20 protein-coding genes and 1 tRNA gene are annotated in these 23,367 nt (G+C 71.5%); 8 read left to right on the top strand and 13 right to left on the bottom strand.

The window, feature by feature from the left end; all coding sequences use genetic code 11:
* Positions 1-18: 18 nt before the first annotated feature.
* The 7 genes from cls to JOF43_RS09230 form a co-directional block, all read right to left on the bottom strand.
* The gene (gene cls / locus JOF43_RS09260; RefSeq protein WP_209901417.1) at positions 19-1,506 is read right to left on the bottom strand and encodes a cardiolipin synthase; all 1,488 of its coding nucleotides are present in this window, start codon (positions 1,504-1,506) and stop codon (positions 19-21) included.
* 101 nt (positions 1,507-1,607) lie between these two features.
* The gene (locus tag JOF43_RS09255) at positions 1,608-2,537 is read right to left on the bottom strand and encodes a Bax inhibitor-1/YccA family protein (RefSeq protein WP_209901415.1); all 930 of its coding nucleotides are present in this window, start codon (positions 2,535-2,537) and stop codon (positions 1,608-1,610) included.
* Positions 2,538-2,658: 121 nt separating this feature from the next.
* Positions 2,659-3,414, bottom strand: a complete 756-nt coding sequence (locus tag JOF43_RS09250) for an amino acid ABC transporter ATP-binding protein (protein WP_209901412.1) — start codon at positions 3,412-3,414, stop codon at positions 2,659-2,661.
* Positions 3,398-4,066 carry an amino acid ABC transporter permease gene (locus JOF43_RS09245; RefSeq protein ID WP_209901410.1) on the bottom strand — a complete coding sequence of 223 codons (669 nt, stop codon included), beginning with the start codon at positions 4,064-4,066 and terminating at the stop codon, positions 3,398-3,400. The genes JOF43_RS09250 and JOF43_RS09245 overlap by 17 nt, the downstream gene beginning before the upstream one ends.
* Before the next feature lie 7 nt (positions 4,067-4,073).
* Positions 4,074-4,922: a transporter substrate-binding domain-containing protein gene (locus tag JOF43_RS09240; RefSeq protein ID WP_245354069.1), complete on the bottom strand. Its 849-nt coding sequence runs from the start codon at positions 4,920-4,922 to the stop codon at positions 4,074-4,076.
* Positions 4,923-4,951: 29 nt separating this feature from the next.
* Complete coding sequence (locus tag JOF43_RS09235) at positions 4,952-6,088, bottom strand: trans-sulfuration enzyme family protein (protein ID WP_209903209.1); 1,137 nt, start codon at positions 6,086-6,088, stop codon at positions 4,952-4,954.
* A 169-nt stretch (positions 6,089-6,257) separates the two neighbouring features.
* Entirely contained in the window at positions 6,258-7,565 is a 1,308-nt protein-coding gene (locus tag JOF43_RS09230) for an MFS transporter (RefSeq protein ID WP_209901408.1), read from the bottom strand.
* Between the two features lie 206 nt (positions 7,566-7,771).
* On the opposite strand from JOF43_RS09230, the gene JOF43_RS09225 reads away from it, so the two are divergent.
* On the top strand, positions 7,772-8,863 hold the full coding sequence (locus JOF43_RS09225) for an ROK family transcriptional regulator (protein ID WP_209901407.1): 1,092 nt from the start codon (positions 7,772-7,774) through the stop codon (positions 8,861-8,863).
* Between the two features lie 4 nt (positions 8,864-8,867).
* Here JOF43_RS09225 and JOF43_RS09220 read toward each other — a convergent pair whose 3' ends face one another.
* Positions 8,868-9,614, bottom strand: coding sequence for a YggS family pyridoxal phosphate-dependent enzyme (locus tag JOF43_RS09220; protein WP_209901405.1), 747 nt, complete (start codon positions 9,612-9,614; stop codon positions 8,868-8,870).
* A gap of 46 nt (positions 9,615-9,660) precedes the next feature.
* A tRNA-Leu gene (locus JOF43_RS09215) sits at positions 9,661-9,734 on the bottom strand.
* A 93-nt stretch (positions 9,735-9,827) separates the two neighbouring features.
* Here JOF43_RS09215 and JOF43_RS09210 point away from each other — a divergent pair.
* Entirely contained in the window at positions 9,828-11,990 is a 2,163-nt protein-coding gene (locus JOF43_RS09210; protein WP_209901404.1) for a helicase-associated domain-containing protein, read from the top strand.
* A gap of 159 nt (positions 11,991-12,149) precedes the next feature.
* Entirely contained in the window at positions 12,150-12,467 is a 318-nt protein-coding gene (locus JOF43_RS09205) for a hypothetical protein (RefSeq protein WP_209901402.1), read from the top strand.
* Between the two features lie 120 nt (positions 12,468-12,587).
* Here JOF43_RS09205 and gndA read toward each other — a convergent pair whose 3' ends face one another.
* A complete protein-coding gene (gene gndA / locus JOF43_RS09200) occupies positions 12,588-14,051 on the bottom strand; it encodes an NADP-dependent phosphogluconate dehydrogenase (protein ID WP_209901401.1) in 1,464 nt (487 codons plus the stop codon).
* 402 nt (positions 14,052-14,453) lie between these two features.
* Here gndA and JOF43_RS09195 point away from each other — a divergent pair, with 402 nt between their 5' ends.
* The 5 genes from JOF43_RS09195 (at position 14,454) to JOF43_RS09175 (ending at position 20,408) form a co-directional block, all read left to right on the top strand.
* A complete protein-coding gene (locus tag JOF43_RS09195) occupies positions 14,454-15,434 on the top strand; it encodes a DUF7847 domain-containing protein (RefSeq protein ID WP_245354068.1) in 981 nt (326 codons plus the stop codon).
* A 161-nt stretch (positions 15,435-15,595) separates the two neighbouring features.
* The gene (locus JOF43_RS09190) at positions 15,596-17,251 is read left to right on the top strand and encodes a DNA repair helicase XPB (protein WP_209901399.1); all 1,656 of its coding nucleotides are present in this window, start codon (positions 15,596-15,598) and stop codon (positions 17,249-17,251) included.
* Between the two features lie 169 nt (positions 17,252-17,420).
* The gene (locus JOF43_RS09185) at positions 17,421-17,969 is read left to right on the top strand and encodes a LapA family protein (protein ID WP_209901397.1); all 549 of its coding nucleotides are present in this window, start codon (positions 17,421-17,423) and stop codon (positions 17,967-17,969) included.
* A 54-nt stretch (positions 17,970-18,023) separates the two neighbouring features.
* Entirely contained in the window at positions 18,024-18,752 is a 729-nt protein-coding gene (locus JOF43_RS09180; protein WP_209901395.1) for a response regulator transcription factor, read from the top strand.
* A 3-nt stretch (positions 18,753-18,755) separates the two neighbouring features.
* Entirely contained in the window at positions 18,756-20,408 is a 1,653-nt protein-coding gene (locus JOF43_RS09175) for a sensor histidine kinase (RefSeq protein ID WP_209901393.1), read from the top strand.
* 84 nt (positions 20,409-20,492) lie between these two features.
* Here the strand turns inward: JOF43_RS09175 and JOF43_RS09170 are convergent, their stop codons facing one another.
* Genes JOF43_RS09170 through JOF43_RS09160 form a run of 3 tightly spaced genes read right to left on the bottom strand, consistent with a single transcriptional unit; the run spans position 20,493 to position 23,355 of the window.
* Positions 20,493-21,050 carry a DUF4031 domain-containing protein gene (locus tag JOF43_RS09170; protein ID WP_209901391.1) on the bottom strand — a complete coding sequence of 186 codons (558 nt, stop codon included), beginning with the start codon at positions 21,048-21,050 and terminating at the stop codon, positions 20,493-20,495.
* Positions 21,047-22,294 carry a DUF418 domain-containing protein gene (locus tag JOF43_RS09165; protein WP_209901389.1) on the bottom strand — a complete coding sequence of 416 codons (1,248 nt, stop codon included), beginning with the start codon at positions 22,292-22,294 and terminating at the stop codon, positions 21,047-21,049. The genes JOF43_RS09170 and JOF43_RS09165 overlap by 4 nt, the downstream gene beginning before the upstream one ends.
* Positions 22,294-23,355 (bottom strand): ribonuclease HI family protein, encoded by a 1,062-nt coding sequence (locus tag JOF43_RS09160; RefSeq protein WP_209901387.1) that lies wholly within the window; start codon positions 23,353-23,355, stop codon positions 22,294-22,296. Before JOF43_RS09160 ends, JOF43_RS09165 begins: the two co-directional genes overlap by 1 nt.
* Between the last annotated feature and the right edge of the window lie 12 nt (positions 23,356-23,367).

The following is a 23,367-nucleotide window of genomic DNA, read 5'->3' as shown; positions in this document are numbered from 1 at the left end:
ACCGCCGCTGCCGCCGGATCAGACGACCGAGGAGGCGAGACGGCAGAGGTTGTCCAGCAGCCTCATGGGCACCGGGCGCTGCTCCCATTCCTCCAGGGTGAGCTCCCGGCTGCGGGAGCGGTAGGCGTTCTCGACCTCGTGCATCTTGGCCATGAAGTCGGTGCCGCCGATCATCATCGAGCTCTCCATGTCCAACAGGAACGAGCGGATGTCCATGTTCGAGGAACCGATCACGGTCACCGAGTCGTCGATGGTCACGTGCTTGGCGTGCAGGATCGTGGGCGCCTGGTAGAGCCAGATCCGCACCCCGGCCTGCAGCAGCGCCGTGTAGTAGGAGCGCTGGGCGTGGAACACCAGGAACTGGTCCCCGATCTCCGAGACGAACAGCTCGACGTCGACCCCGCGGCGTGCGGCGGTCACGAGCGCCGCGAGCATCGACTCGTCGGGCACGAAGTAGGGACTGACGGCGCTGATGCGCTGGCCGGCCGAGTAGAACAGCTGGTTGAACAGCAGCAGGTTGTTCTCGAACACGAAACCCGGACCGCTGGGCACGAGCTGGCACTCGTAGGTGCCGGAGGTGTCCTCCGGAGTGGTCACCACGGTCTCCATCGGCAGCTGCTCGGAGGACTCGTAGTACCAGTCCGTGGAGAACAGCAGGTTCATCTCCGAGACGATCGGGCCGCGCAGCCGTGCCATCGTCTCCTGCCAGTGCAGGCCGCGCCGGATGTTCGCTCTCTTGTTGTAGTGCGCGGCGATCATGTTCTGGCTGCCCAGCCAGCCGATCTGCCCGTCCACGATCAGCAGCTTGCGGTGGTTGCGCAGGTCGGGACGCTGGAAGGCCCCGTCGCGGAACAGCTTGACCGGCATCATGGGGTAGTGCTCGATGCCGTGGGCGTCGAAGTGCCGCCGCATGGCCCGGTACACGGAACCGTGGGTGAGCGATCCCAGGTGGTCGTAGAGGGCCCGCACCTTCACGCCGCGGTCCGCGACTTCCGCGAGGGCCGCGAAGAAGTCCTCGGTGACCGCGTCGAGGGCCATGATGTAGAAGAGCACGTGGACCTCGTGCTGGGCGGTGCGGATGTCGGCGGCCATGCGCGCGAGCGAGGTGTCGTAGTCGATCTCGAGATCGGCGACGTTGTTGCCCGTCAGCGGGAACGCGCCGAGCTCGCGATTGAGTCTCACCGCGGACTGCAGCCAGCTGGGGGCGTCCTCGTCGAGCTCGCTGTCGGGGATGTCCTGCGCCCGCGCATGCATCAGACGATTGACGACCTTCTGCTTCTCGCGACGTTTGCGCGGCAGCTCGGCCTTGCCCAGCAGGAGGTACAGCGGGAACCCGACGATCGGAAGCACCATGATCGCCATCAGCCAGGCCAGCGCGGAACCGGGCCGGCGGTTGCGCGGGACCAGGATCAGCCCGAGGATCCTCAAGATCACGTCGATCGCCAGGAAGAGGTAGGTGATCACGACGACCCCGTGGTCGAGCAGCCACTGCCACACCTCGGCCATCGCAGAGCCCCTCTCTCCCGAATACGCAGCGGCGGGCCCCCGAGGAGGGGACCCGCCGTGTCAGCATACGGGCGCCGCCGAGGCGGCGCGTGATGCGCCCGTCAGTCGCCGCGCAGGATCGCGAGGATCCGCAGGATCTCGACGTACAGCCACACCATGGTGACCGCGAGCCCGAAGGCGCAGCGCCAGGCGTACACCCGCGGCATCCCGGAGTCCGCCGCCCGCTGGACGTCCTCGAAATCCATCACCAGCGAATACGAGGCCATGACCACGGCCAGACCGCCGATGATCAGGCCGACGACCCCGTCACGGAGGCTTCCGCCGGTCAGGAACACGTACCCGATGTTGACGATGCCGAACAGCAGGTAGGCCACCATCGCGACCATGAAGATCTTGTTGAGCACCGGCGAGGTGCGCAGCACGCCGAGGCGGAACATGACGAGCACGGCGCCCGCGACCGCGAGGGTCCCGACCACGGCCTGGAGGCCGATGCCGGGGAACTGCTGGCCGAGCATGGCGCTGAGACCGCCCAGGAGCAGGCCCTCGAAGGCGGCGTAGGCCAGCACCAGGATCGGCGACGGCTTCTTCTTGAAGATGTTGACCAGTGCGGTGACCAGACCGCCGACGAGGCCGATCACCAGCGCCGCCATGGTGACCACCATGCCGAGGGCGAGGCCCTGCTCGCCGGCGACGAGCCCCAGCGCGGCCGGGGTCACGCCGACCGCGAAGCCGACGACCACGATGGTGCCGAGGGTCGCCGTGATCGCGTTCAGGGCGTCCCGCATCGACATCCGGCCGGTGTCGTGGCCGGTCGCGGCGGGCCGGGCGTACATGGCCTCGAGCGGGTCGCCGCCCTGCTGGCCGAGGGTCTGCTGGCCGGCGGCCTGCCGGCCGGCGGCGGGCTGTCCGAAGTCGGAGGACCACTGGGTCCCGGGGGGCGGTCCGTCCTGCGACTGACCGAACTGGGGGGCGTGATAGTTCCGCCCCTGCACGGCCTGGTCACGGCCGAACACGATGTTGTGGCGTGCCATGGCGCTCCTCACGAGAGAAATGGTTGGCCGACGTCGAGGAGCGCGTAGGACGGTCCTCGGCGCGCCGACCCCTCCACTCTAACGGGGTTTCCCGTGCCCGGGCTGGAAGCTGCCCGTGACCTCACACGGAACCGATGACATCGCGGAAACGACGCAGGCGCGCGTCCTCGCTCCCGAAGAACTCCTCGGGGGTGCCGTCCTGGAGGATCCGTCCGTCCTCGAGGAACACGACGCGGTCGGCGACCCGACGGGCGAAGGCCAGCGAGTGGGTGACCACGACGAGGGTGCGGTTCTCGGCGGCGAGATCGGCGAGGACCGCCACCACCTCGGCGGCGAGCTCGGGATCCAGGGCCGACGTCGGCTCGTCGAACAGCAGGAAGTCCGGGTCCATGGCGAGGGCGCGGGCGATGGCGACCCGCTGTTGCTGGCCTCCTGAGAGCCGGTCGGGGTAGGCGTCGGTCTTGTCCCCGAGCCCCACCTTCTCCAGCAACTCACGTCCCCGTTCCTCGGCCGCGGGGCGGGGCAGCCCGCGCGACTCGATCGGTGCCAGGACCACATTGCCCAGCGCCGTCAGGTGCGGGAACAGGTTGAACTGCTGGAAGACCATCGTCGAGCGCGAACGGATGGTGCGCACCGTGCGGCCGGAGAGCTTCCCGCCCACGTCGATCGGTCCGTCGCCGAGGTCGATCTGCCCGGCATCGGGCTTCTCCAGCAGGTTGATGCAGCGCAGCAGCGTGGACTTCCCGGAGCCGGAGGGCCCCAGCAGCACGGTCGTGCTGCCCCGGCCGACCTCGAAGGAGATGTCGTCGAGAGCGACCAGGTCGCCGAAGGTCTTGCGGACCCCGAGGAGCCGGAGGGGCTCAGCCGGCACGGACATGGGCGGACACCTTCTTCTCCAGGACGTTCTGCCCGAGGCTCAGCAACGAGACCAGGGCGAGGTAGATCAGGGCGACCAGTGTGTACATGATCAGGGGTTCGTAGGTCGTGGCCGCCACCTGCCGTCCCACCTGGAACAGGTCGATCAGGGTGATCGCGAAGACCAGGCTGGTGCCCTTGACCAGGTCGATGAAGTCGTTCGCCAGCGGCGGCAGCACGATCCGCACCGCCTGCGGGGCGACGACCTTGCGGAAGGTCGTCGAGCGCGAGAGGTTCAGGGTCTGCGCGGCCTCGAACTGCCCGCGCGGGATCGAGAGGATCGAAGCGCGCACCGCCTCGGACGCATAGGCCCCCGTGTTCAGCGCGAGCGTGATCACCGCCGCGGTGAAGGCCGGCAGGCTGACCCCCAGGTTCGGCAGGCCGAAGAACACGATGAACAGCTGCACCACCAGGGGCGTGCCGCGGAACACCTGCACGTACGCCCAGGCCAGGAGCTTCAGGGGTGCGGGCGAGTACAGCCGGAGCAGTGCCACCGCGACGGCGAGGGCCAGGGCGATCGCGAAGGAGATCAGCGACAGCGGGACCGTGACCTCGACCAGCGCCGCGAGCATGCGCGGCAGCGAGTCGATCCACAGCTCGAGGACGTGGGACATCTGGTGCTCAGCCCTCCGGGGTGATGTCCTGGCCCACCCATTCCTCGTAGATGGTGGTCAGCGAGCCGTCGGCCTTCATGTCGGCCAGGATCTCGTCGACCGCGGCGAGCAGCTGCTCCTGCCCCTTCTGCATGATCACGCCGACGGTCACGTCGGAGGGCAGCTCCGCATCCAGCATCCGGAAGGCGGCATCGGGGTGCTCCTCCTGGTAGGTCTGGAAGGAGATGAAGTCGTTGGCGGTCGCGTCGACGCGTCCCTGGAGGACCAGGTCGATGGCTTCGGCGAATCCCTGGACCGGCACCACCTCCGCGCCGAGCTCCTCCATCTGCTGGGCCCAGTTGCTGGTGGCGGTCTGGGCGGCGCGCTTGCCGTCCAGGTCCTCGACGACCTCGAGGTCGGAGTCCTCCGGGACGGCGATACGCCCGATGGACTGCGCGTACGGCGCGGTGAACGCGTACTTCTCCTCGCGCTCCGGCGTGATCCCGACGTTGTTGATGACCAGGTCGTAGCGGTCGACGTCGAGCCCGGCGATCAGGGAGTCCCATTCGGTCTCGATGTACTCGGGCTCGACGCCGAGTCCTTCGGCGATGACATCGGCGATGTCCTTCTCGAAGCCGACCAGCTCACCGCTGACGTCGTGGAAGGCGTAGGGGCGGTAGGTGCCCTCCAGCCCGACCCGGACGGTCCCGGCCTCCTGGATGCGCGCGAGGAAGTCCTCGTCGCCGGAGCCTCCCGCGGAGGACCCGCCCCCGGCCCCGCAGGCGGCCAGGAGCGCGGTGAGGCCCGCGCCGCCGGTGGCGAGCGCGAGGCGACGGCTCGGTCGAGGAGTGCTGCTGGAGCGAGTCATGCGAGTCATGAGGGTCGTCCTTCGGGGGGTGGGGAGGGTCAGCGGGACGCGGAGCGCAGTGCCTGGTCGAGGTCCTCGAGCAGGTCCCGGACGTCCTCGATGCCGACGGAGAGCCGCAGCAGCTCGTCGGAGATCCCCGCGTTCGCGCGCGCCTGCGGGGTCATGGCCTCGTGGGTCATGGTCGACGGCCGACAGATGAGCGACTCCACGCCGCCCAGGCTGACCGCATAGGCGGGATAGCGCAGCGCCCGCAGGAACGCGACCCGGTCCAGCTCGGGGGCGAGCTCGAAGGAGAGCACCGCGCCGGTGCCGCTGGCCTGGGAGGCATGGATCCGTGCCTCCTCCTCGCTGTGGGACCCCGGGTACCGGACCTGGGAGATGGCGTCGTGGGCGCGCAGGTGCTCGACGATCGCGATCGCGGAGTCCTGCTGGCGCTCCAGGCGCAGCGGGAGGGTCTTGATCGCCTGGATCAGTCGGAAGGAGTCACCGGGGGCGAGCACCCCGCCCTGTGCCTTCTGGGCGAGGGCGAAGGCGTCGGCGAGGCGGTCGTCGTCGGTGGTGACGGTGCCGGCCAGCAGATCCGAGTGCCCGGCGAGGTACTTGGTGGCGGACTGGACGACGATGTCGGCCCCCAGCTCGAGCGGCCGCTGCAGCACCGGGGTCATGAAGGTGTTGTCCACGATCACGAGCGCGCCGTGGCGGTGGGCGAGCTCGACGAGGCGGCGCAGATCGGTGATCCGCAGCGTCGGGTTCGCGGGGGTCTCCATGAAGATCGCCTTGGTGGAGGGCGTGAAGTCCGCGTCGGTGAGCGCCCCGAGATCGTCGACGAAGCGCCCCGTGATCCCGCGGCCGGGCAGCACCAGGTCCACGAACCGGTAGGTGCCGCCGTAGACGCTCGCCGGCAGGATCACCTCGTCGCCCACCTCGAGGGTGGACAGGGAGGCGGCCGTGGCGGCCATGCCGGAGGCGAAGGCGAAGCCGTGCGCGGCGCCCTCGAGAGTGGCCAGCACGGTCTCCAGCTGCGCCCGGGTGGGGTTGGAGCCGCGCTGGTAGGCGTAGGCCCCGTCCTCGCTCGCGGGGTCCAGCTCGAAGGTCGAGGCGAGGTGCACAGGCGGAACGACGGCGCCGTGCTCCTGCTCCCTCAGAGCCTGCACGGCTGCGGTCTGGATGTGCACGTCGTCCTCCGGTCCTCGGCGCTGGTCGATGGCGCGCCCGGCTCCGGCGGCCACCGGGACTCCCCAGGGGCCCCGAGGGAGAGCCTAAGCTCCCCCGGGGGCCGGAGGATGCGGATTATGACGCCACAAGTCGGAGGGCCGCGCGACCGCTCGGGTGGGCCTCCCGGACTCAGACGCCCGCGGGGACCTTCGGGATCTGGCCGGTGAGGGTGTCCTCGTGGCGGGCCAGCATCGCCAGGGTGCGGCGGGCGCGCACCCGCAGGGCGATCAGCGTGACAGCGACCATCGCGAAGCCGGCGCTCGCCAGCACGATCGCGACCACCATCGGGGCCTCGTAGCCGAAGCCCGCCGCGATCACCGCGCCGCCGAGGGCGGCACCGAGAGCGTTGGCGACGTTGAAGGCCGCATGGTTCAGGGAGGCCCCGAGCACCTCGGAGCGGTGCGCGACCCGGATCAGCCAGGTCTGCATCGCGGGGTTCAGCGAGGCGTTGGCCGCGTTCATCAGGAAGAAGGCGATCAGCAGGGCGACCAGGGAGACGTCCGCGACCAGGAACAGCCCCACCAGCGCCGCGATGTACAGCGGGAAGCCGACCATCAGGGTGGCGCTCACGGAGCGGTCGGTGGTGGCGCCGCCGATGACGTTGCCGACGGTCATGCCCAGCCCGGCTGCGGCGAGCACCCACGGGACCGCGCTCGCGGAGGCGCCGGTGACGTTGGTGGTGATGTCGGCGACGTAGCTGAAGACGGCGAAGGCACCGGCGAAGCCGACCGCGGCGATCCCCATGATGATCCACAGCTGCACGCGGCGCAGGGCGACGATCTCGTCGGCCATACGGCGCCCGAGCACCTTCTCCTCCCGCGGCACCGTCAGGCGCAGTGCGGTGACGGTGCCGACGAAGATCAGGGCGATCAGCAGGTACACCGCGCGCCAGCCGGCGGCCTGGCCGACCGCGGTCAGGACGGGCACGCCGATGAGGTTGGCGACGGTGAGGCCGGACAGGGCCAGCGCCACGCCCTTGCCCTGGTTGCCGGGACCCATCAGCGAGGCGGCGAGCAGGGAGGCGACGCCGAAGTAGGCGCCGTGGGGGACGCCCGCGAGGAAGCGGGCGAGGATGGTGAGCTCGAAGGTGGGCATGATCCCCGAGAGCACGGCGCCGGCCGCGAGCGCGACGGCGAGCCCGACGATCATCGTCGAGCGGCTCCAGCGCACCGAGAGCAGGGCGAGCACCGGGGCGCCGACGACGACGCCGAGGGCGTAGGCGGAGATGGCCAGGCCGGCCCGGGCGATGCCGCCCTCGGGGTCGGTCGCCATCTGCTCGCTCAGCAGGCCGCCGGCGATGTCGGGCAGCAGGCCCATGGAGACGAACTCGGAGGCGCCGATGCCGAAGCCGCCCAGGGCGAGGGCGAACAGCGCCAGGCGGCGGCGAGCGGGGCTGAGGGTCGCAGGAGAGGTACGGGTGTCGTCGACGATGGTCATAGGTGGTCCTCGACTGGTCGGAGCGTGCAGAGGCGGGCGGGCTCCATCGACCCGACAACAAGGTAAGCAAACGCTGTTGCGTTACGTCAAGGGTGGGGACGGGACGATCCGCATCACATCGCGGGGCGAGGAACGCCGGCGGGTCGACGGACGGGCGGGTCGACGGGCGGTGCCGTCACGTACAGGGTGCGTGCGAGGATGAGCAGGTGAGAACGAGCTCCCCCCTGGACCGTGTGGCAGGCGCGCACGATGCCGCCGTCCTCGCCGTGGCGCGCCGGGGCGAACCCGTTTCACGGGCGGGGCTGGCCCAGGCCCTGCAGGTCACACCGCAGGCGATCTCGAAGATCCTGGGGCGGCTGATGGACCGCGGGCTGATCGCCGAGATGGGCACCGTCGCCGCCGGGCCCGGCAAGCCGACCACCTTCTACCGCATCGTCCCCTCCTCGCGCCGGGCGATCGGGCTGCACCTCACCCGCTCCCGCGTCCACGCGGTGGTGGTGGACCTCACCGGGGAGATCCTCGCGCGGCGCGAGATCGAGACCGGCCGGCTGCAACCGATCGACCAGCTGATCGCGACCCTCGCCGACCAGACCCGTGCCCTCGTCGATGTGGGCCCCGGTGAGCTGCTCGGGGTAGGGGTCGGGATGCCGGGGCCGGTCGACTGGTCGGAGGGCGTCTACCGCGGCACCTCCCAGCCGGACCCGTGGCGCGGTGCACCGATCCGTTCCCTGCTCGCCCAGGAGCTGTCCGTCCCGGTGCTGCTGGACCACGACTCCCGGGCCGCACTGGTGGGCGAGGCCTGGTCCCAGCCCGGGCTGCTGGACGACGCCGCGCTCGTGCTCGTCGAGGACGGCCTGGGAGCGGCCCTGTGCCTGGACGGGATGATCGTGCGGGGTGCGCACTCCCACGCCGGCGAGGCCGGGCACACCGTGGTGCGGATGGGCGGGGTCCCCTGCACCTGCGGACGACGGGGCTGCGCCCAGGCCGAGCATCGGGCCGCCCTGGAGGCCGGCGACGAGGAGCTGGCCGCCCAGGTGCTGGCCACGGTCGTGGTCGATCTGGTGCGGGTGGTCGACGTGGATCGGGTGGTGCTGGGCGGACGGACGGTCTACGCCCATCACGAGCGCACCATGGATGCGATCCGCGCCGCGCTCGAGGAGGGCCTGCGTGCCGAGCCCTGGGTGCATGTCGAGGTCATGCTCTCCACCCGGGGCACCGACCTGATCGCGGTGGGCTCGGCCTGCGAGGTGCTCGAGCACGAGTACGGCCTGCCGCAGGCGCTGGTCGGTCCGGCCTGAGGGTTCAGGGGCGGGCGCCGAAGAGGGCCGAGCCGACGCGGACGATCGTCGCGCCTTCCTCGACCGCGATCTCGAGGTCGCCGCTCATCCCCATCGAGAGGTGCTCCAGCTCAGGGAGCTCGAGCTCGGTGCGCACCTGGTCGCGGAGCTCGCGCAGGCCGCGCAGGGAGGCGCGCACCGCCGTCGCGTCGGAGGTGTTGGCACCGATCGTCATCAGGCCCACGGGTCGCAGGGTCCCACTCCCCCGCAGCCGCTCGAGGATCGGGCCCACGGCCTCGAGGGTCGGGGCGAAGCCGCCCTTGGACTCCTCACCGGAGGTGTTGACCTGCACCAGCACCTCCCGCACGAGGCCGGCCAGGGCGGCCCGACGCTCGAGGGCGTCGGCGATGTCCTCGCGGTCCACGCTGTGTATCGTCTGCGCGAAGGCGATGACGTCGCGGGCCTTGTTGGTCTGCAGGCGTCCGATGAAGTGGCGCGGGACCCCGTTGTCCGCGAGCATCGGGTCGGCGTGCTTGGCGATCTCCTGGGCGCGGTTCTCCCCCACGGCGATCCGTCGATCCCGTGCGCGCAGCAGGTCGACGACGACGGCGACCTCCTGAGGCGTGCGGGTCTTGGTGGCCAGCAGCAGGGTGATCTCGCGGCCGTCCCGGCCGGCGCGGGCGGCGGCGGCATCGAGGCGGGCGAGCACGTCGTCGAGGCGGGCGGCGAGCTGGTCGGCAGGGAGTTGGTCGGCGGCGGAGGTCCGGGTCATGCTCTCCATTGTGGCCCGGACGCGCATCACGGGCCGACCGCCCCGGTGCCCCCAGCGGGACTCGAACCCGCACTGTGCCGCTTTTAAGGCGGCCGCCTCTGCCGATTGGGCTATGGGGGCGTGCCGCGGGACGACACCGATGCCGCGGCCCACCCGGTGGCGAGCGGCCCGTGGTGTCCCGGGCAGCATCGCCACTTTATGCTGGATCCCATCATGGCCGCTGTGATCCGGTCCCTCGCGGACTCCCTGCGACGGTTCGGCGACGATCGCCTGGAGGCGCTGCTCGTCGCCCGACCGGACCTCGCCTCGCCGCTGCCCAAGGGGCTGGGCCCGCTCGCGGCCCGTGCCGCCGGTGCCACCTCCGCCCGTCGTGCGCTCGGGGCGCTGCGGCTGCCGGAGCTCCACCTCGTCGAGGCCCTCGCCGTGCTCGAGGACGGCACCTCCCCGTCGGACCTGGCCGAGGCGGTCTCCTCGGAACCTGCGACCATCTCCCCCGGCCTCGAGCGACTGACCACGCTCGCCCTGGTCTGGGGTGAGGACTCCCTGCACCTGATCCGCCCACTGCGCGACGGGCTGCGCGCCCCGGCCGGGCTCGCTCCCGCCTCCGCCGAGGACCCCTCGGCCGAGACCGCCGAGCGTCGGGTGGCCGCCGCACGGGCGTCGGTGCCCGAGGTGCTCGAGACCCTGGCCTGGGGCCCCGCGGCCGTGGAGGGCCAGGGGCGCCTGGCCCTCGAGCTCCGGGAGGCCGGCATCGTGGTGACCGGCGAGGACGGCACCTTGCACCTGCCCCGCAGCGTGCACCTGGCGCTGCGCGGTGGACGGGTGCGCCGGACTCACGCCGCCCGGTGCCCCGAGCCCGAGGGACCGGCGGTCACCGAGCGGATCCCCGGCTCCCGCTCCGCCCAGGCCGTCGAGCAGGCTTTCGAGGCCCTGCGTCTGCTGGGCACCGTCCGCGGCTTCGACGAGGATCCCCCAGGGGTGCTGCGCCGCGGTGGGCTGCCCCAGCGCGACCTCCGGCGACTCGCCGAGCGTGCCGGCGCTCCCCTGCTCACCTGTGCGACCGTCCTGCAGTCCGCCTGGCAGGCCGGGCTGATCGGCCACGACGGCCAGGAATGGCATCCCACCCGGGACTGGGACGCCCATCGCGTCCAGGCTCCCGAGCAGCGCTGGGCAGAGCTCGTACTCGCCTGGGCGCTCGGGCACCATCTCGCCGCCGTGGTGGGCACTCCGGACTCCTCCGGAACCGGTCGCGCCCTGCTGTCGGACCTCACGCGACGCGACGGGGTGCGCACCCGGCGCGGCAGCCTGTTGCGCACCCTGCGCACGTGCCCGGGCATCCACGCCACGCGGGAGTCCCTTGCACTGTGCCTGGCCTGGGCCTTCCCGCTGGTCCCGGCCGAGGTCATCGAGGAGGAGACCGGGGCGCTGCTGACGGAGGGCGAGGCCCTCGGCGTGCTCGACGGCGGGGCGCTGACCGTGCTCGGCCAGGATCTGGTGCTCGCGCTGGACGAGGACGTCACCGAGGCCGACGCCCGTCTCACCGGGGCGCTGCGCGCGGCGGCCCCGTCCCCGGTCGACGAGGTGCTGCTGGATGCGGATCTGACCGCCGTCGTCCCCGGCAGGCCGGCCGAGCGCCTGCTGCCGCTGCTGGACTGGGCCGAGGTCGTCTCCCGCGGGGGAGCCCTCACCCTGCGCTTCAGCACCACCTCGGTGCGCCGCGCGCTGGGCGCCGGACGCGACGCCGAGGCGCTGCTGGTGCTGCTCGAGGAGGCTTCCCGCTCCCCGGTCCCGCAGGCCCTGCGGTACCTGCTGCGTGACGAGCAGCGTCGTCACGGCCGGGTCCAGGTCTCCCGGGCGACGACGGTGCTGACCGCCGAGTCGGAGGTCCTGGATCTGCTGCAGGTGGCGCCCGAGGCGTCGGCCCTGACACTGCACCGCCTGGCCCCGACCGTCGCGGTGACCCTCTCCGACCCCGGCTTCGCCCTGCAGGTGGCACGGCAGGCGGGACTCTCCCCGCAGGCCGTGGGGCCCGATGGTCGCCCGGCGGGGCCCGAGCTGGCGCATTCGCTGCCCGGCGGACCGGTCGACCCGGATCTCGTCACCGTCGACGGCCCCGAGCTGCGCGTGCCGGCCGCCGAGGCCGTGGCCCGGATCCGGGCGGCGGAGGAGGGCGCGACGGACCTGTCGGTGACCGATCGGCTGCTGGATGCGATCGCCCAGGAGGGCGAGCTGCCGCTGGGCATCGTCGACGGCCGCGGCGGCGTGGTCGTCAAGCAGGTGCGGCCCCTCTCCCTCGAGGGCGGGCGGCTGCGCGCCCGCGAGCTGGGCCACGACGAGGAGTTCACGGTGCTCGTGCATCGGGTGACCCTGGGATAGCGGTCCCGCGCGACGTACCCGACGCGCCATGGGGAGTCCTCCCCATGGCGCCACCAGGGTGGCGTCCCGTTATGCTGTCCCCGACGCCGCGCGGGTCAAGCCTGCGGCGTCGACAGCACCCAGGGGAACAGATCCGCGGGACTTTCGGAGGGAATCACCATGACCGACATGAACTTCAACGCCCCCGGCGGCGGCGTCGGCGGGCAGGCCGGAGGCTTCGGCGGCAACCAGCCGGTGTCCAAGACCAAGTGGATCGTGCAGCTGGTCGTGTCGGTCCTCTGCCTCGGCAACCCCATCACGCTGATCCTGGCGATCCTCGGGCTGGTGAAGGCCGACACCGATCTCGAGAGCGCGAACAAGTACTACAAGTGGGGCTGGATCGTCTACGCCATCCTCGCGGTCCTGTGGGTCATCGGGATCATCCTCTACTTCGTCTTCGTCGGCGCCATGATCGCGAACGCTCCGACCGAGTACTGAGCACCCAGCGCCGAAGAAGGCCCGGACCCCGAAGGGGCCGGGCCTTCTTCCTGTCCGCGCGAGGACGCGGCGCGCCGAGAGGCCGCGAGGTCGCCCCGTGAGGGACGACCCCGGGCGGTGTCAGTCCTGCTCGGTCTCGCGACGGTCCTCGGACCACTCCACGTGGAAGGTGCCCGCGGCGTCGACGCGCTGGTAGGTGTGGGCGCCGAAGTAGTCGCGCTGGGCCTGGACCAGGGCGGCGGGCAGACGCTCGGCCCGGACCGCGTCGTAGTACGACAGGGTCGAGGCGAACACCGGGACCGGGTAGCCGCTGGCGGCGGCGAAGGCCACCACGCGCCGCCACGCCGGGATGCACTTGGCGATCTCGGAGGAGAAGTACTCGTCGCTCAGCAGCAGGGGCAGCTTCGCGTCGCGGCCGTAGGCCTCGGTGATGCGGTCGAGGAAGCGGGCACGGATGATGCAGCCCTCGCGCCAGATACGCGCCATCGCACCCAGGTCGATGTCCCAGCCGTACTCCTCGGCGCCGGCGGCGATCTCGTCGAAGCCCTGCGAGTAGGAGACCAGCTTCGCGGCGTACAGCGCCTTCTGCAGGTCGTCGATGAACTGGGCGGGATCGGCGATCTCGAGCGTCTGCGCCTCGGCGGAGAGGGTCCTGCGGCCGGCTTCCCGCTGCGGCACGGAGCCGGAGGTGGAGCGGGCGAAGGTCGCCTCGGCGATGCCGGTGACGGGGACGCCGAGGTCGAGGGCCGTCTGCACGGTCCAGGCGCCGGTGCCCTTCTGGGCGGCCTGGTCGAGGATGACGTCGACGAAGGGCTTGCCCGAGGTGGCGTCGGTGTGGTGGAGCACCTCGGCGGTGATCTCGATGAGGAAGGACTCCAGGTCGCCCTTGTTCCAGTCGGCGAAGACGTCGCCGATCGCGGAGGCCTCCATGCCCAGAGCCTTCGACATCATGTCGTACGCCTCGGAGATGACCTGCATGTCCGCGTACTCGATGCCGTTGTGGACCATCTTCACGAAGTGCCCGGCACCGTCGGCACCCACATGGGTGCAGCAGGGCAGGCCGTCCTCCGCCTCCGCGGAGATCTTCTCGAACATCGGGCCGAGGCGGTCGTAGGACGCCTTGGTGCCGCCCGGCATGATCGAGGGGCCGTTCAGCGCGCCCTCCTCTCCACCGGAGACGCCGGCGCCGACGAAATGCAGACCCTGCTCCCGCAGCGCGGCCTCACGACGACGGGTGTCCGTGAACAGCGCGTTGCCGGCGTCGACGATGATGTCGCCCTCCTCCATCAGGGAGGAGAGCTCGTCGACGACGGCGTCGGTGGGGCCGCCGGCCTTGACCATGATGATCGCGACGCGCGGCTTCTGCAGCGAGGCGACGAAGTCCGACATCGACTCGGAGGGATAGAACTCGCCGTCGCTGCCGTGATCGGCGATGACCTTCTCGGTCTTGCCGACGCTGCGGTTGTGGATGGCGACCTTGAAGCCGTTGCGGGCGAGGTTGCGGGCCAGGTTGGAGCCCATCACCGCCATTCCGGTGACGCCGATGTCCGCGACATCAGCGGGGGACGGAGCGAAGCTTGCCATGGGTTCTCCTCAGGTCAGGTGACTGTCGAGCCGGGCGTCGGATCGCCGAGCCGGTGGTGCCGGCCGAGGGCGGGATCCCGGCCCATCACGGACCATTCTAGGGAAGTCGGGCCCGTCGCGACCGGGTGTGCCAGTCCTTGCCGCCTGGAGGCGGCGTCACCGGGTGCTCGCCGAGGTGGTGCCAGGGTGGGGAGCGCGCGCTCGCCGACTCGGACCGGCACCGCGCGACGCCGGATCCGACGAAGGTCCGGGGCAGGGCTCCTGCGTTCTCACCGGTGGTCGGATGCCACACCGGGGCGCCCGGCACGTACCGTGGTGCCGTCCCCACGAGGGGGCACCCATCGACCGCCGGAGAAGCGTCGCCGAGCACGCGGCCCGCCCTCGCGAGAGTAGAGCCATCTGATGACTGTTCCCCCGCCCCCGCATGATCCGTACTCCCAGCCGACCCCGGCACCGGCCCCGGGGCAGCACTCTCCGCCGCCTCAGCCGGGGCCCTACGGCCAGCCCTCCCCATCCGGGAGCTACGGGCAGCCGTCGCCGTCCTACGGTCAGCCCTCGTCGTCCTACGGCCAGCCGTCGCCGTCCGGGCCCTACAGCCAGCCGGCCCCCGGCGCCGGACAGGAGGCCTGGGGCGGACCGACCTCCGCCCCTGCCGCAGCAACGGCCCCCGGGGCCGCCGGGCCGCCCCCGGGCACGGACCTGGCCTCCGATCTCGGCGCAGCCCTGAAGTTCGCTAGCAATTCCCTGCTGCGCAACCCGGTAACCTTCCTGGTCGTGGGACTGATCTACAGCATCATCTCGGTCGTGCTGATCGCCGGCGGTACCGCTGCCGCCGTCGCGATCACCTTCCCGCAGATGGAAGCGGCGGCCGTCTCCGAGGCGCCGCCGATCGGGCCGCTTCTGCGCATGTACGCGATCATGCTCGGAGCCATGCTGCTGTGCATCCCGTTCTCGGTGCTGTGGCAAGCAGGCTCGGGCCGCGCAGGCGGGGTCGTCCTCGAGGGCGGTCGCCCGCGCATCGGGCAGGCCATGGCCGGACCGATGCGCGTCATCCTGACGGTGCTGCTCGTCCTGGTGATCACCGTCGTCGGGTTCCTGCTGCTCTACGTCCCCGGGCTCATCGCCTCAGTGGCGCTGATGTACTCGATCCCGGCGGCGGTGCGGGGCGCTTCCCCGGTCGAGGCGATCAAGGAGAGCTTCTCCCTGGTCAAGACCAACCTCGGGACCTCGATCGTGCTGTTCCTGGTGGTCGGCGTGATCGGCTCGGTCGCCGGCACCCTGATCCTTCCGTACCTCGTCCTGTTCCCCTTCGTCATCCTGACCCAGTTCGGGATGTACGAGCGCCTGAGCGGGCGCGCGCTGCCCGAGCCGGCGCGCGGCTGAGGAGCCCCGTAGACCGGACCGTGACGGGAGCGGCACGCGCTGAGCCATGGGCTCGGCGGGTGCCGCTCCCGTTCCGTTCCCGCCGCGTGCGACCGACGGACGAGGCCCGGCTCACTCCCCCGCCCGGCCCCGCACCGTCGGCCCCAGCGTAGCCTGGCGGGATGAGCGACGGCCCCCTCATCGTCCAGAGCGACAAGTCCCTCCTGCTCGAGGTCTCCCATCCCCGAGCGCAGGCCGCTCGCGCCGCGATCGCCGCCTTCGCGGAGCTGGAGCGGGCCCCGGAGCACGTCCACACCTACCGGATCACGGATCTGGGGCTGTGGAACGCGCGCGCCGCGGGCTACGACGCCGAGTCCGTGGTCGCGGCGCTCGTGGACCACTCCCGCTATCCGGTCCCGCACTCGCTGCTGATCGACGTGGCGGACACGATGGACCGCTACGGGCGTCTGCAGCTGCTCTCGGACCCCACCCACGGGCTCGTGCTGCATGCCCTGGACCCGGCCGTGCTCGAGGAGATCTCCCGTACCCGGCGCATCCAGGGCATGCTCGGCGCCCGCCTCGACGAGGAGACCGTGGTGGTCCATCCCTCCGAGCGCGGCGCCCTCAAGCAGGCGCTGCTGAAGCTGGGCTGGCCGGCCGAGGACCAGGCCGGCTACGTCGACGGTGAGGCCCATGCCATCGCCCTGCGCGAGGACGACTGGTCGCTGCGGCCCTACCAGAACGAGGCGGTCGACGGATTCCGCCACGGCGGCAGCGGCGTCGTCGTCCTCCCCTGCGGTGCCGGCAAGACGCTGGTCGGCGCCGGGGCGATGGCGGCGATGGGGCGCACCACGCTGATCCTGGTGACCTCGACGGTCTCGGCCCGGCAGTGGAAGGACGAGCTGCTGGCACGCACCACGCTGACCGAGGACGAGATCGGCGAGTACTCGGGGGCGACCAAGGAGGTCCGCCCGGTCACGATCGCCACCTATCAGGTGCTGACCATGAAGCGCAACGGCGTCCACCCGCACCTGGAGCTGATGAGCGCCCGTGACTGGGGACTGATCATCTACGACGAGGTGCACCTGCTGCCCGCCCCGGTCTTCCGCATGACCGCCGACCTGCAGGCCCGGCGGCGACTCGGACTGACCGCGACGCTGGTGCGCGAGGACGGCCGCGAGGGCGAGGTGTTCTCGCTGATCGGGCCCAAGCGCTACGACGCCCCCTGGAAGGACATCGAGGCGCAGGGCTACATCGCCCCGGCCGACTGCACCGAGGTGCGGGTGGCCATGCCGGCCGACGACCGCATGGCGTACGCGATGGCCGAGGCCGAGGACCGACCCCGCCTGGGCGCGGCGCATCCGGCGAAGATCGGCGTGGTCAGGTCCGTCGCGCAGCGCCATCAGGGCGAGCCGATGCTGGTGATCGGGCAGTACCTCGACCAGCTCGAGGAGATCGCCACCCAGCTCGAGGCCGATCTCATCACCGGCCAGACCCCGGTCAGGCGGCGCCAGGAGCTGTTCGCCGCCTTCCGCACCGGGGAGGTCTCCCGCCTGGTCGTCTCCAAGGTCGCCAACTTCTCCGTCGACCTGCCGGAGGCGTCGGTCGCCGTGCAGGTCAGCGGCGCCTTCGGCTCGCGCCAGGAGGAGGCCCAGCGGCTGGGACGCCTGCTGCGCCCCAAGGCCGACGGACGGGCCGCGCACTTCTACACCGTGGTCATGCGCGACACCCAGGACCAGGACTACGCGGCCCACCGCCAGCGCTTCCTGGCCGAACAGGGGTACGCCTACACGATCGTGGACGCCGAGGAGCTGGAGGCCGCGCTCGAGGGCAGCTGACCGTCGCCGGCGGACGACGTGCCCGGTTCCCGGAAGAGGACGTCCCGGCCGTGCCGTGCGGGGAGCCTCCGGCCTGGGCGTTCTCCGAATCGTTACAGTGTGCTCAGCGGCGACCTTCCCCCGAAGGCCGCACGGGAGACATCCCGGCACCCCACACCGAGGAGCGAACATGAGCACCGGACCCGAGAACCCGGATCAGCCCACCGGCCGCACGCCCCAGGACGCCCCCGGCGCCGGCGGCCCCGCCGGGCAGGACGATGCCGCCGAGCAGGACCGTGCCTCCAGTTCCCCTGCCGGCCAGGACCGACCGGCTGGTCAGGACCGTCCCGCCGAGTCGGCCCGCGGCCGCCGCGCCGCCGAGCCCACGGACGAGGGCGCCGACGGCACCGGCCGGCGGACCGCTCAGCGACCGGAGCAGCCCCGGACCGAACCCGAGCCCACCGGTGGCGGGCGGACCGCCGGGATCTGGATCTCCCTGATCCTCGGCGCGATCGTGCTGGTGCTGCTGCTGATCTTCGTGATCCAGAACAGTGAGACAGCTCGCTTCGAGTACTTCAACGCCACCTTCGACCTGCCCCTGGGAGTCGCGATGCTGCTGGCGGCGATCGCGGGCGCCCTGGTGATGGCCCTGGTCGGCTCGGTGCGGATGATCCAGATGGGTTGGACCATCCGCAAGCTGCGCAAGCAGCAGGAGAAGATCCAGCGCGCGGCCCGCTGATCTCACCCAGGTGACGTCCAGGCGATTCCCAAGCATCAGGAGCACTGTGGGGTGATGACTACGAACGCTACGACTGACGATCAGGAATTCGAGGCCCGGCTGCTCGTCGTCGACGATGAGCCGAACATCCGCGACCTCCTCGCGACCTCCTTGCGCTTCGCCGGCTTCGAGGTGTTCACCGCCTCCACCGGCAACGAGGCGATCCGCGAGGCCACCGACCACCAGCCCGATCTCGTCGTCCTCGACGTGATGCTGCCGGACATGGACGGCTTCACCGTGACCCGGCGGCTGCGCGACCGCGGCGAGCAGTACCCGATCCTCTTCCTCACCGCTCGGGACGAGACCCAGGACAAGGTGGCAGGCCTCACCGTCGGTGGCGACGACTACGTCACCAAGCCGTTCAGCCTGGAAGAGGTCGTCGCCCGCATCCGGGCCGTGCTGCGCCGCACCCACGGCGGCCACGACGCGACGGTCGACAGCTCCCTGGTGGTGGGCGACCTGCGGCTGGACGAGGACTCCCACGAGGTCTACCGCGCGGACGTGACCATCGAGCTCTCCCCCACCGAGTTCAAGCTCCTGCGCTACCTCATGCTCAACGCGGGTCGGGTCGTCTCCAAGACGCAGATCCTCGATCACGTGTGGGATTACGACTGGTCCGGAGAGGTCGGCATCGTCGAGTCCTACATCTCCTACCTGCGCAGGAAGATCGACGTCATCGGCGACCCGATGATCCACACCAAGCGCGGCATCGGCTACGTGCTGCGAGCTGCCGAAGGTTCCTGACGATTGGCGTTGCCGACCCTGCGCACCGAACGGCCCGTGTCCCTGTGGACACGGATCGTCGCGCTCATCTCCCTGCTGCTGGTCGTCGGCGTCGTCATCACCGGGAGCCTCTCGCTGTTCCTGCTCAACCGGACCCTGATCCAGTCCGTCGACAACAACCTCCACTCGGGCATGGGCGAGATGCTCTCGCTGGCGCAGCACGAGCTCGCCGGGGACGAGGAGGACGACGTCCGCGGCAGCGTCTACACCCCGGTGGAGTACGCCGTGGAGATCCGCGACGAGCAGGGCGTCGCGATCGAGCAGGTGGTCGTCCACTACGGCAACAGCGACGTGAAGCTCCCGTTCCCGGACCTCTCCGACGAGCAGATCCTCCAGCGCGGCGGGAAGCCCTTCACCGTACTGGACTCCTCGGAGAACCGCTGGCGAGTGGTCGCCATGCTCAACTCGGGCCCGGACAAAGGCAGCGTGTACGTGGCGCTGCCGCTGACCGGCGTGGACCGCACGATGCACGAGATGGCGCTGATCATCGTCCTGGTCGGCACCCTCGTGGTGCTGGTCGGGATGGGGCTGGGCGGTTACATGACCCACCGCGCCCTCGAGCCGCTGCAGGACGTGGAGGCCACGGCCTCCCAGATCGCCGGCGGTGATCTCTCCCGCCGCGTCCCGGTCACCGACACCAGCCTCGAGGTGCACGCCCTCGCGCTGTCGCTGAACGAGATGCTGGTGCGGATCGAGCAGTCCTTCGCCGCGCAGTCGGCCTCCGAGGAGCATGCCACCCGCTCCGAGGCACGGATGCGCCGTTTCGTCGGCGATGCCTCCCATGAGCTGCGTACCCCGCTGGCCGCGATCCGCGGCTTCGGGGAGCTGTACCGGATGGGGGCACTGGGTTCCGACGACGACGTCGCCTCGGCGATGCGTCGGATCGAGGACGAGGCCCGACGCATGGGCTCACTGGTGGAGAACCTCCTACGACTGGCCCGTCTCGACGAGAACCCGGACCTCGTCCTCGAACCGATCGACCTCACCGACGCCGTCTTCGACGCCGCTCAGGACCTGCGCGCCCTGGACCCGGACCGGCAGGTCATGGTGGTCTCCCTCTCGGGGACCCCGGTGCCGGTCCACCCCCACCTCTCGCTCGGCGTCCTCGGCGACGAGGCCTCGTTGCGCCAGGTCATCCTCAACCTGGTGGGCAATGCGAACCGGCACACCCCCAAGGGCTCGCCGGTCGAGATCGCTGTGGGCTACACCGGAGAGGGGACGGTGCGCATCGAGATCCGCGACCACGGTGACGGCATCGACGAGGACCAGCGCGAGAAGGTCTTCGAGCGCTTCTACCGCACGGACTCCTCGCGGGTGCGCTCGGCCACCCAGGGCGGCGGCGCGGGCCTGGGCCTGTCGATCGCGGCCACCATCATCCAGCAGCACCGCGGCTCCATCGGAGTGACGCACACCCCCGGCGGCGGTGCCACGTTCTGGGCCGAGCTGCCCGGCAGCGAGGTCGAGGCGGAGCACCGCTCGCAGCCCGACCAGCTGCGCGCGCTGACGAGCCGGCAGACCCCGAACGGCTCCCCCGACACCCCCGGCGGGCCCGACTCCCCTCGCGGGCCCGGGTCACCCAGCGAGCCCGACTCCCCCCGCGGGCCCACACGGACCTGAGGGCGGCGTGGCCCGGCGACACGTCATCGCGCATCGATTCCGGCACCGAAGGGAACTGGGGCCAACGCGGCCCCAGTGGGTCACTCAGGTGCCGAGCTCCAGGACCTGGCCGGTGAAGCCCGCAGCGCCCGCGGCCCGCGCGAGCTCGTCCAACTGCGTCAGCAGCGCGATCGCGGCACGGCGTCCGCTCTCGTCGTGCGCCTCGATGCGCGGCGGGGCGGAGAGGTCGTCCCGGGTCATGCGGAAGGCGCCGGGGCGAGCTCGTCCCGGCGCCGGCAGCGGATCGACGTGACCGAGCAGCCCGACGATGAGATCCCGCGGCACCTCGGCCAGACCCAGCTGCGCCGCGTGCTCGGCGCTGCGGCGAACCCGGGCAGCGGGCCGGTCGACCAGCGGGATCCGCAGGCCGGAGCCGATCAGGGCCCGGGTCAGCTCCCGGTTGCCGACGAATGTGACCCCGGCAGCGACCAGCCGTTCCCGAGCGGTTCCGGGCCAGTCGTAGTGGTCGAGATCGAAGGAGCGCAGGGGGAGGTCGGCGCGTGCCGCGGTCTCGTGCAGCTCGGCGAGCGAGGTGTCGGAGATCAGGTGACCCCAGAGCATGCCGTGGCGCGGCCAGCGCGGGGTGTCGGCGTAGACGGTCACGGGCGGCCTCCGGGTGCTCGGCGCGCCGCGCTGGTCGGGACGGTCCCGCGGCGAGGCGTGCTCGAGCCTGCCAGACGTCGCAGCACCACCTCGAGCGGTCCGCGGTGCTCGCCGCGACGCAGGGCGACGGCGAGCGGGATCATCACCAGGTAGGTCACCACCACGATCACCGCTGCGCCTGCGATGCCGGAGCGTTCGCCGAGGTCCAGGGTGTAGGGCGGGAACAGGGCGTGGAAGACGACGGACTGTCCCACGTAGGCGCTCAGCGAGACCGCCCCCAGGGCCTCGATGCCGTGCACCACGCCGGCCAGCGGTCGTGCCTCCCGGTTCCGGACGTGCTCGGCGAGCAGCGCCGCGGCCGCGGCGAGGCCGAGCCCGCCGAGGAGACCCGTGTACTGGTGGACGAGCCCGAGGAGGCCGAGGACGGTCTCGGAGTCCAGGATCTGGTGCGCGGGGTCGACGACGAGCACGGCGGTCAGGGGCACCGCGCCCACGAGGCCGATCCCGAGCCCCCAGCGGGCCAGGGGCACCAGCACGTCATGGTTGGCGGCGGCCTCCTCGAACAGGCGCACCCGCGCCGCGAGCGCTCCGATCGCCATCGGGGCGAGCAGTCCGATATCGGTCAGCAGGCCGGTGGCCACCTCCGATGCCGCGGACTCGGTGCGCAGACGCAGACCGCTCAGGTAGTCATCGGCGGCGGCCGCCGCGTAGCCGTCCCCGGAGGACAGACCGATGATCCCGTCGGCCCAGCCCCACACGCCCAGCGCAGGCAGGGCGAGCACGCCCGCCAGCGGCAGCGCCGCGCGATGGCGGGTCATCAGCAGCACGCAGAGCATCCCCACCAGGGCGTAGGAGACGAGGATGTCTCCCTGGAACAGCAGGATCGCGTGAGCCACCCCGATCGCCAGCAGCACCACGTGACGTCGCAGCATGCGCATCAGGAAGCGGCCGGTGCGCTCTCCGTGCTCGCGGGAGCGGCGGTACAGGATGCCGAGGCCGTAGCCGAAGAGCATCGCGAACAGGGGGAAGCCGCGGTTGTCGGCCGTCAAGGCGATCAGCACGTCGGCCGCCCGGTCCCACCCGGCGGCGTCCTGCTGCTTCAGCAGCACGGTCCACTGCGAGCCGTGCAGCCAGCCGACGGTGTTGGCCAGGGCGATGCCGAGCAGCGCGAGGCCGCGTGCGAAGTCGGGTCCACCCGCGCGGCGGGTCAGCGGGACGGAGCCGACTGCCGGGATCGATGCCATCAGTGCCCGTCGGTCGGGGTGCCCTGGTGATGGCGCAGGAGCCAGCGGCCCTTCTCGCGCACCCACAGGGAACTGCGGGCGGCGGTGCCCCGTGGTCTTGTCGTCGTGTACCGCAGCAACACCACACCGGGCGCGATCTCCTCGGCGACGAACTCCTCGGCCCGCACGCCGGGGACGGGCGCGAGGTGGGCGAGGAGCGCGTCGCGGTCGTAGGTGCGCCCGCTCGCGCCGATCTCGGTGAAGGAGGGGTGCAGCAGCTCGGCGGCGCTGGGCGCGTCGGCGCGCAGGGCGTCGGAGAGAAGTGCCTGTTCGCGCGCGGTGACCTGCTCGAAGTCTGTCGCCCCGGGGGCATCGGCGGCCAGCACGGTCTCCTCGGAGGCCGTGGAGCAGCCGACCGGGGTCGATGCCGGCTGGTCGAAGAGGCTGAAGAGGTCGTCGGCGGGGGTGGTCGGCGCCGTGGCCGATGAGGGCTCGGCCGACGAGGACCGGGTCGACGGGCCCGCTGCCGACGGGGACTCGGGCAGCGCGTCGGTGCCGCGGGGGATGGGTGCGGTGACGGGTGTCGTGGACGAGCTGGTCGAGGAGCCGCCGTCGGCCGCCCGGTATCCGGGGCCGACCTGCGGGTCCTGCTTCTTTGAGTAGGCCGTCGCCGCAGCATTGGCGCGCCGGTCGGCAGCCTCGTTCATGGCGTGGCCGGAGTGGCCCTTGACCCACTCGAACTCGACGCTGCGGCCCGCCAGAGCACGGTCGATCGCCTGCAGCAGTTCGACGTTCAGCACCGGCTTGCCGTCCTTCTTGCGCCAGCCCTTGCGCTTCCATCCCGGCATCCACGTGGTGACCGAGTTGATGACGTACTGGCTGTCGCACAGGATCTTCAGGTGCTGATCGGCATCGACCGCGGTCGCCTCCAGCAGGTCCAGCACCGCCTTCAGCTCGCCCATGTTGTTGGTGCCGTGGGGCCAGCCGCCGGCGCGCCAGGTCGTCTCGTCGATGTACCAGGCCCAGCCGGCCGGACCGGGATTGCCCAGGGCGGAGCCGTCGGCAGCAGCAGTGAGGGTCATGGGGCAATCGTT

This window comes from Brachybacterium sacelli, from assembly GCF_017876545.1.
GTDB classification, from domain to species: Bacteria; Actinomycetota; Actinomycetes; order Actinomycetales; family Dermabacteraceae; genus Brachybacterium; species Brachybacterium sacelli.
The sequence above is the reverse complement of the archived record's forward strand: the minus strand, read 5'-3'. Positions and strand labels throughout refer to the sequence as shown.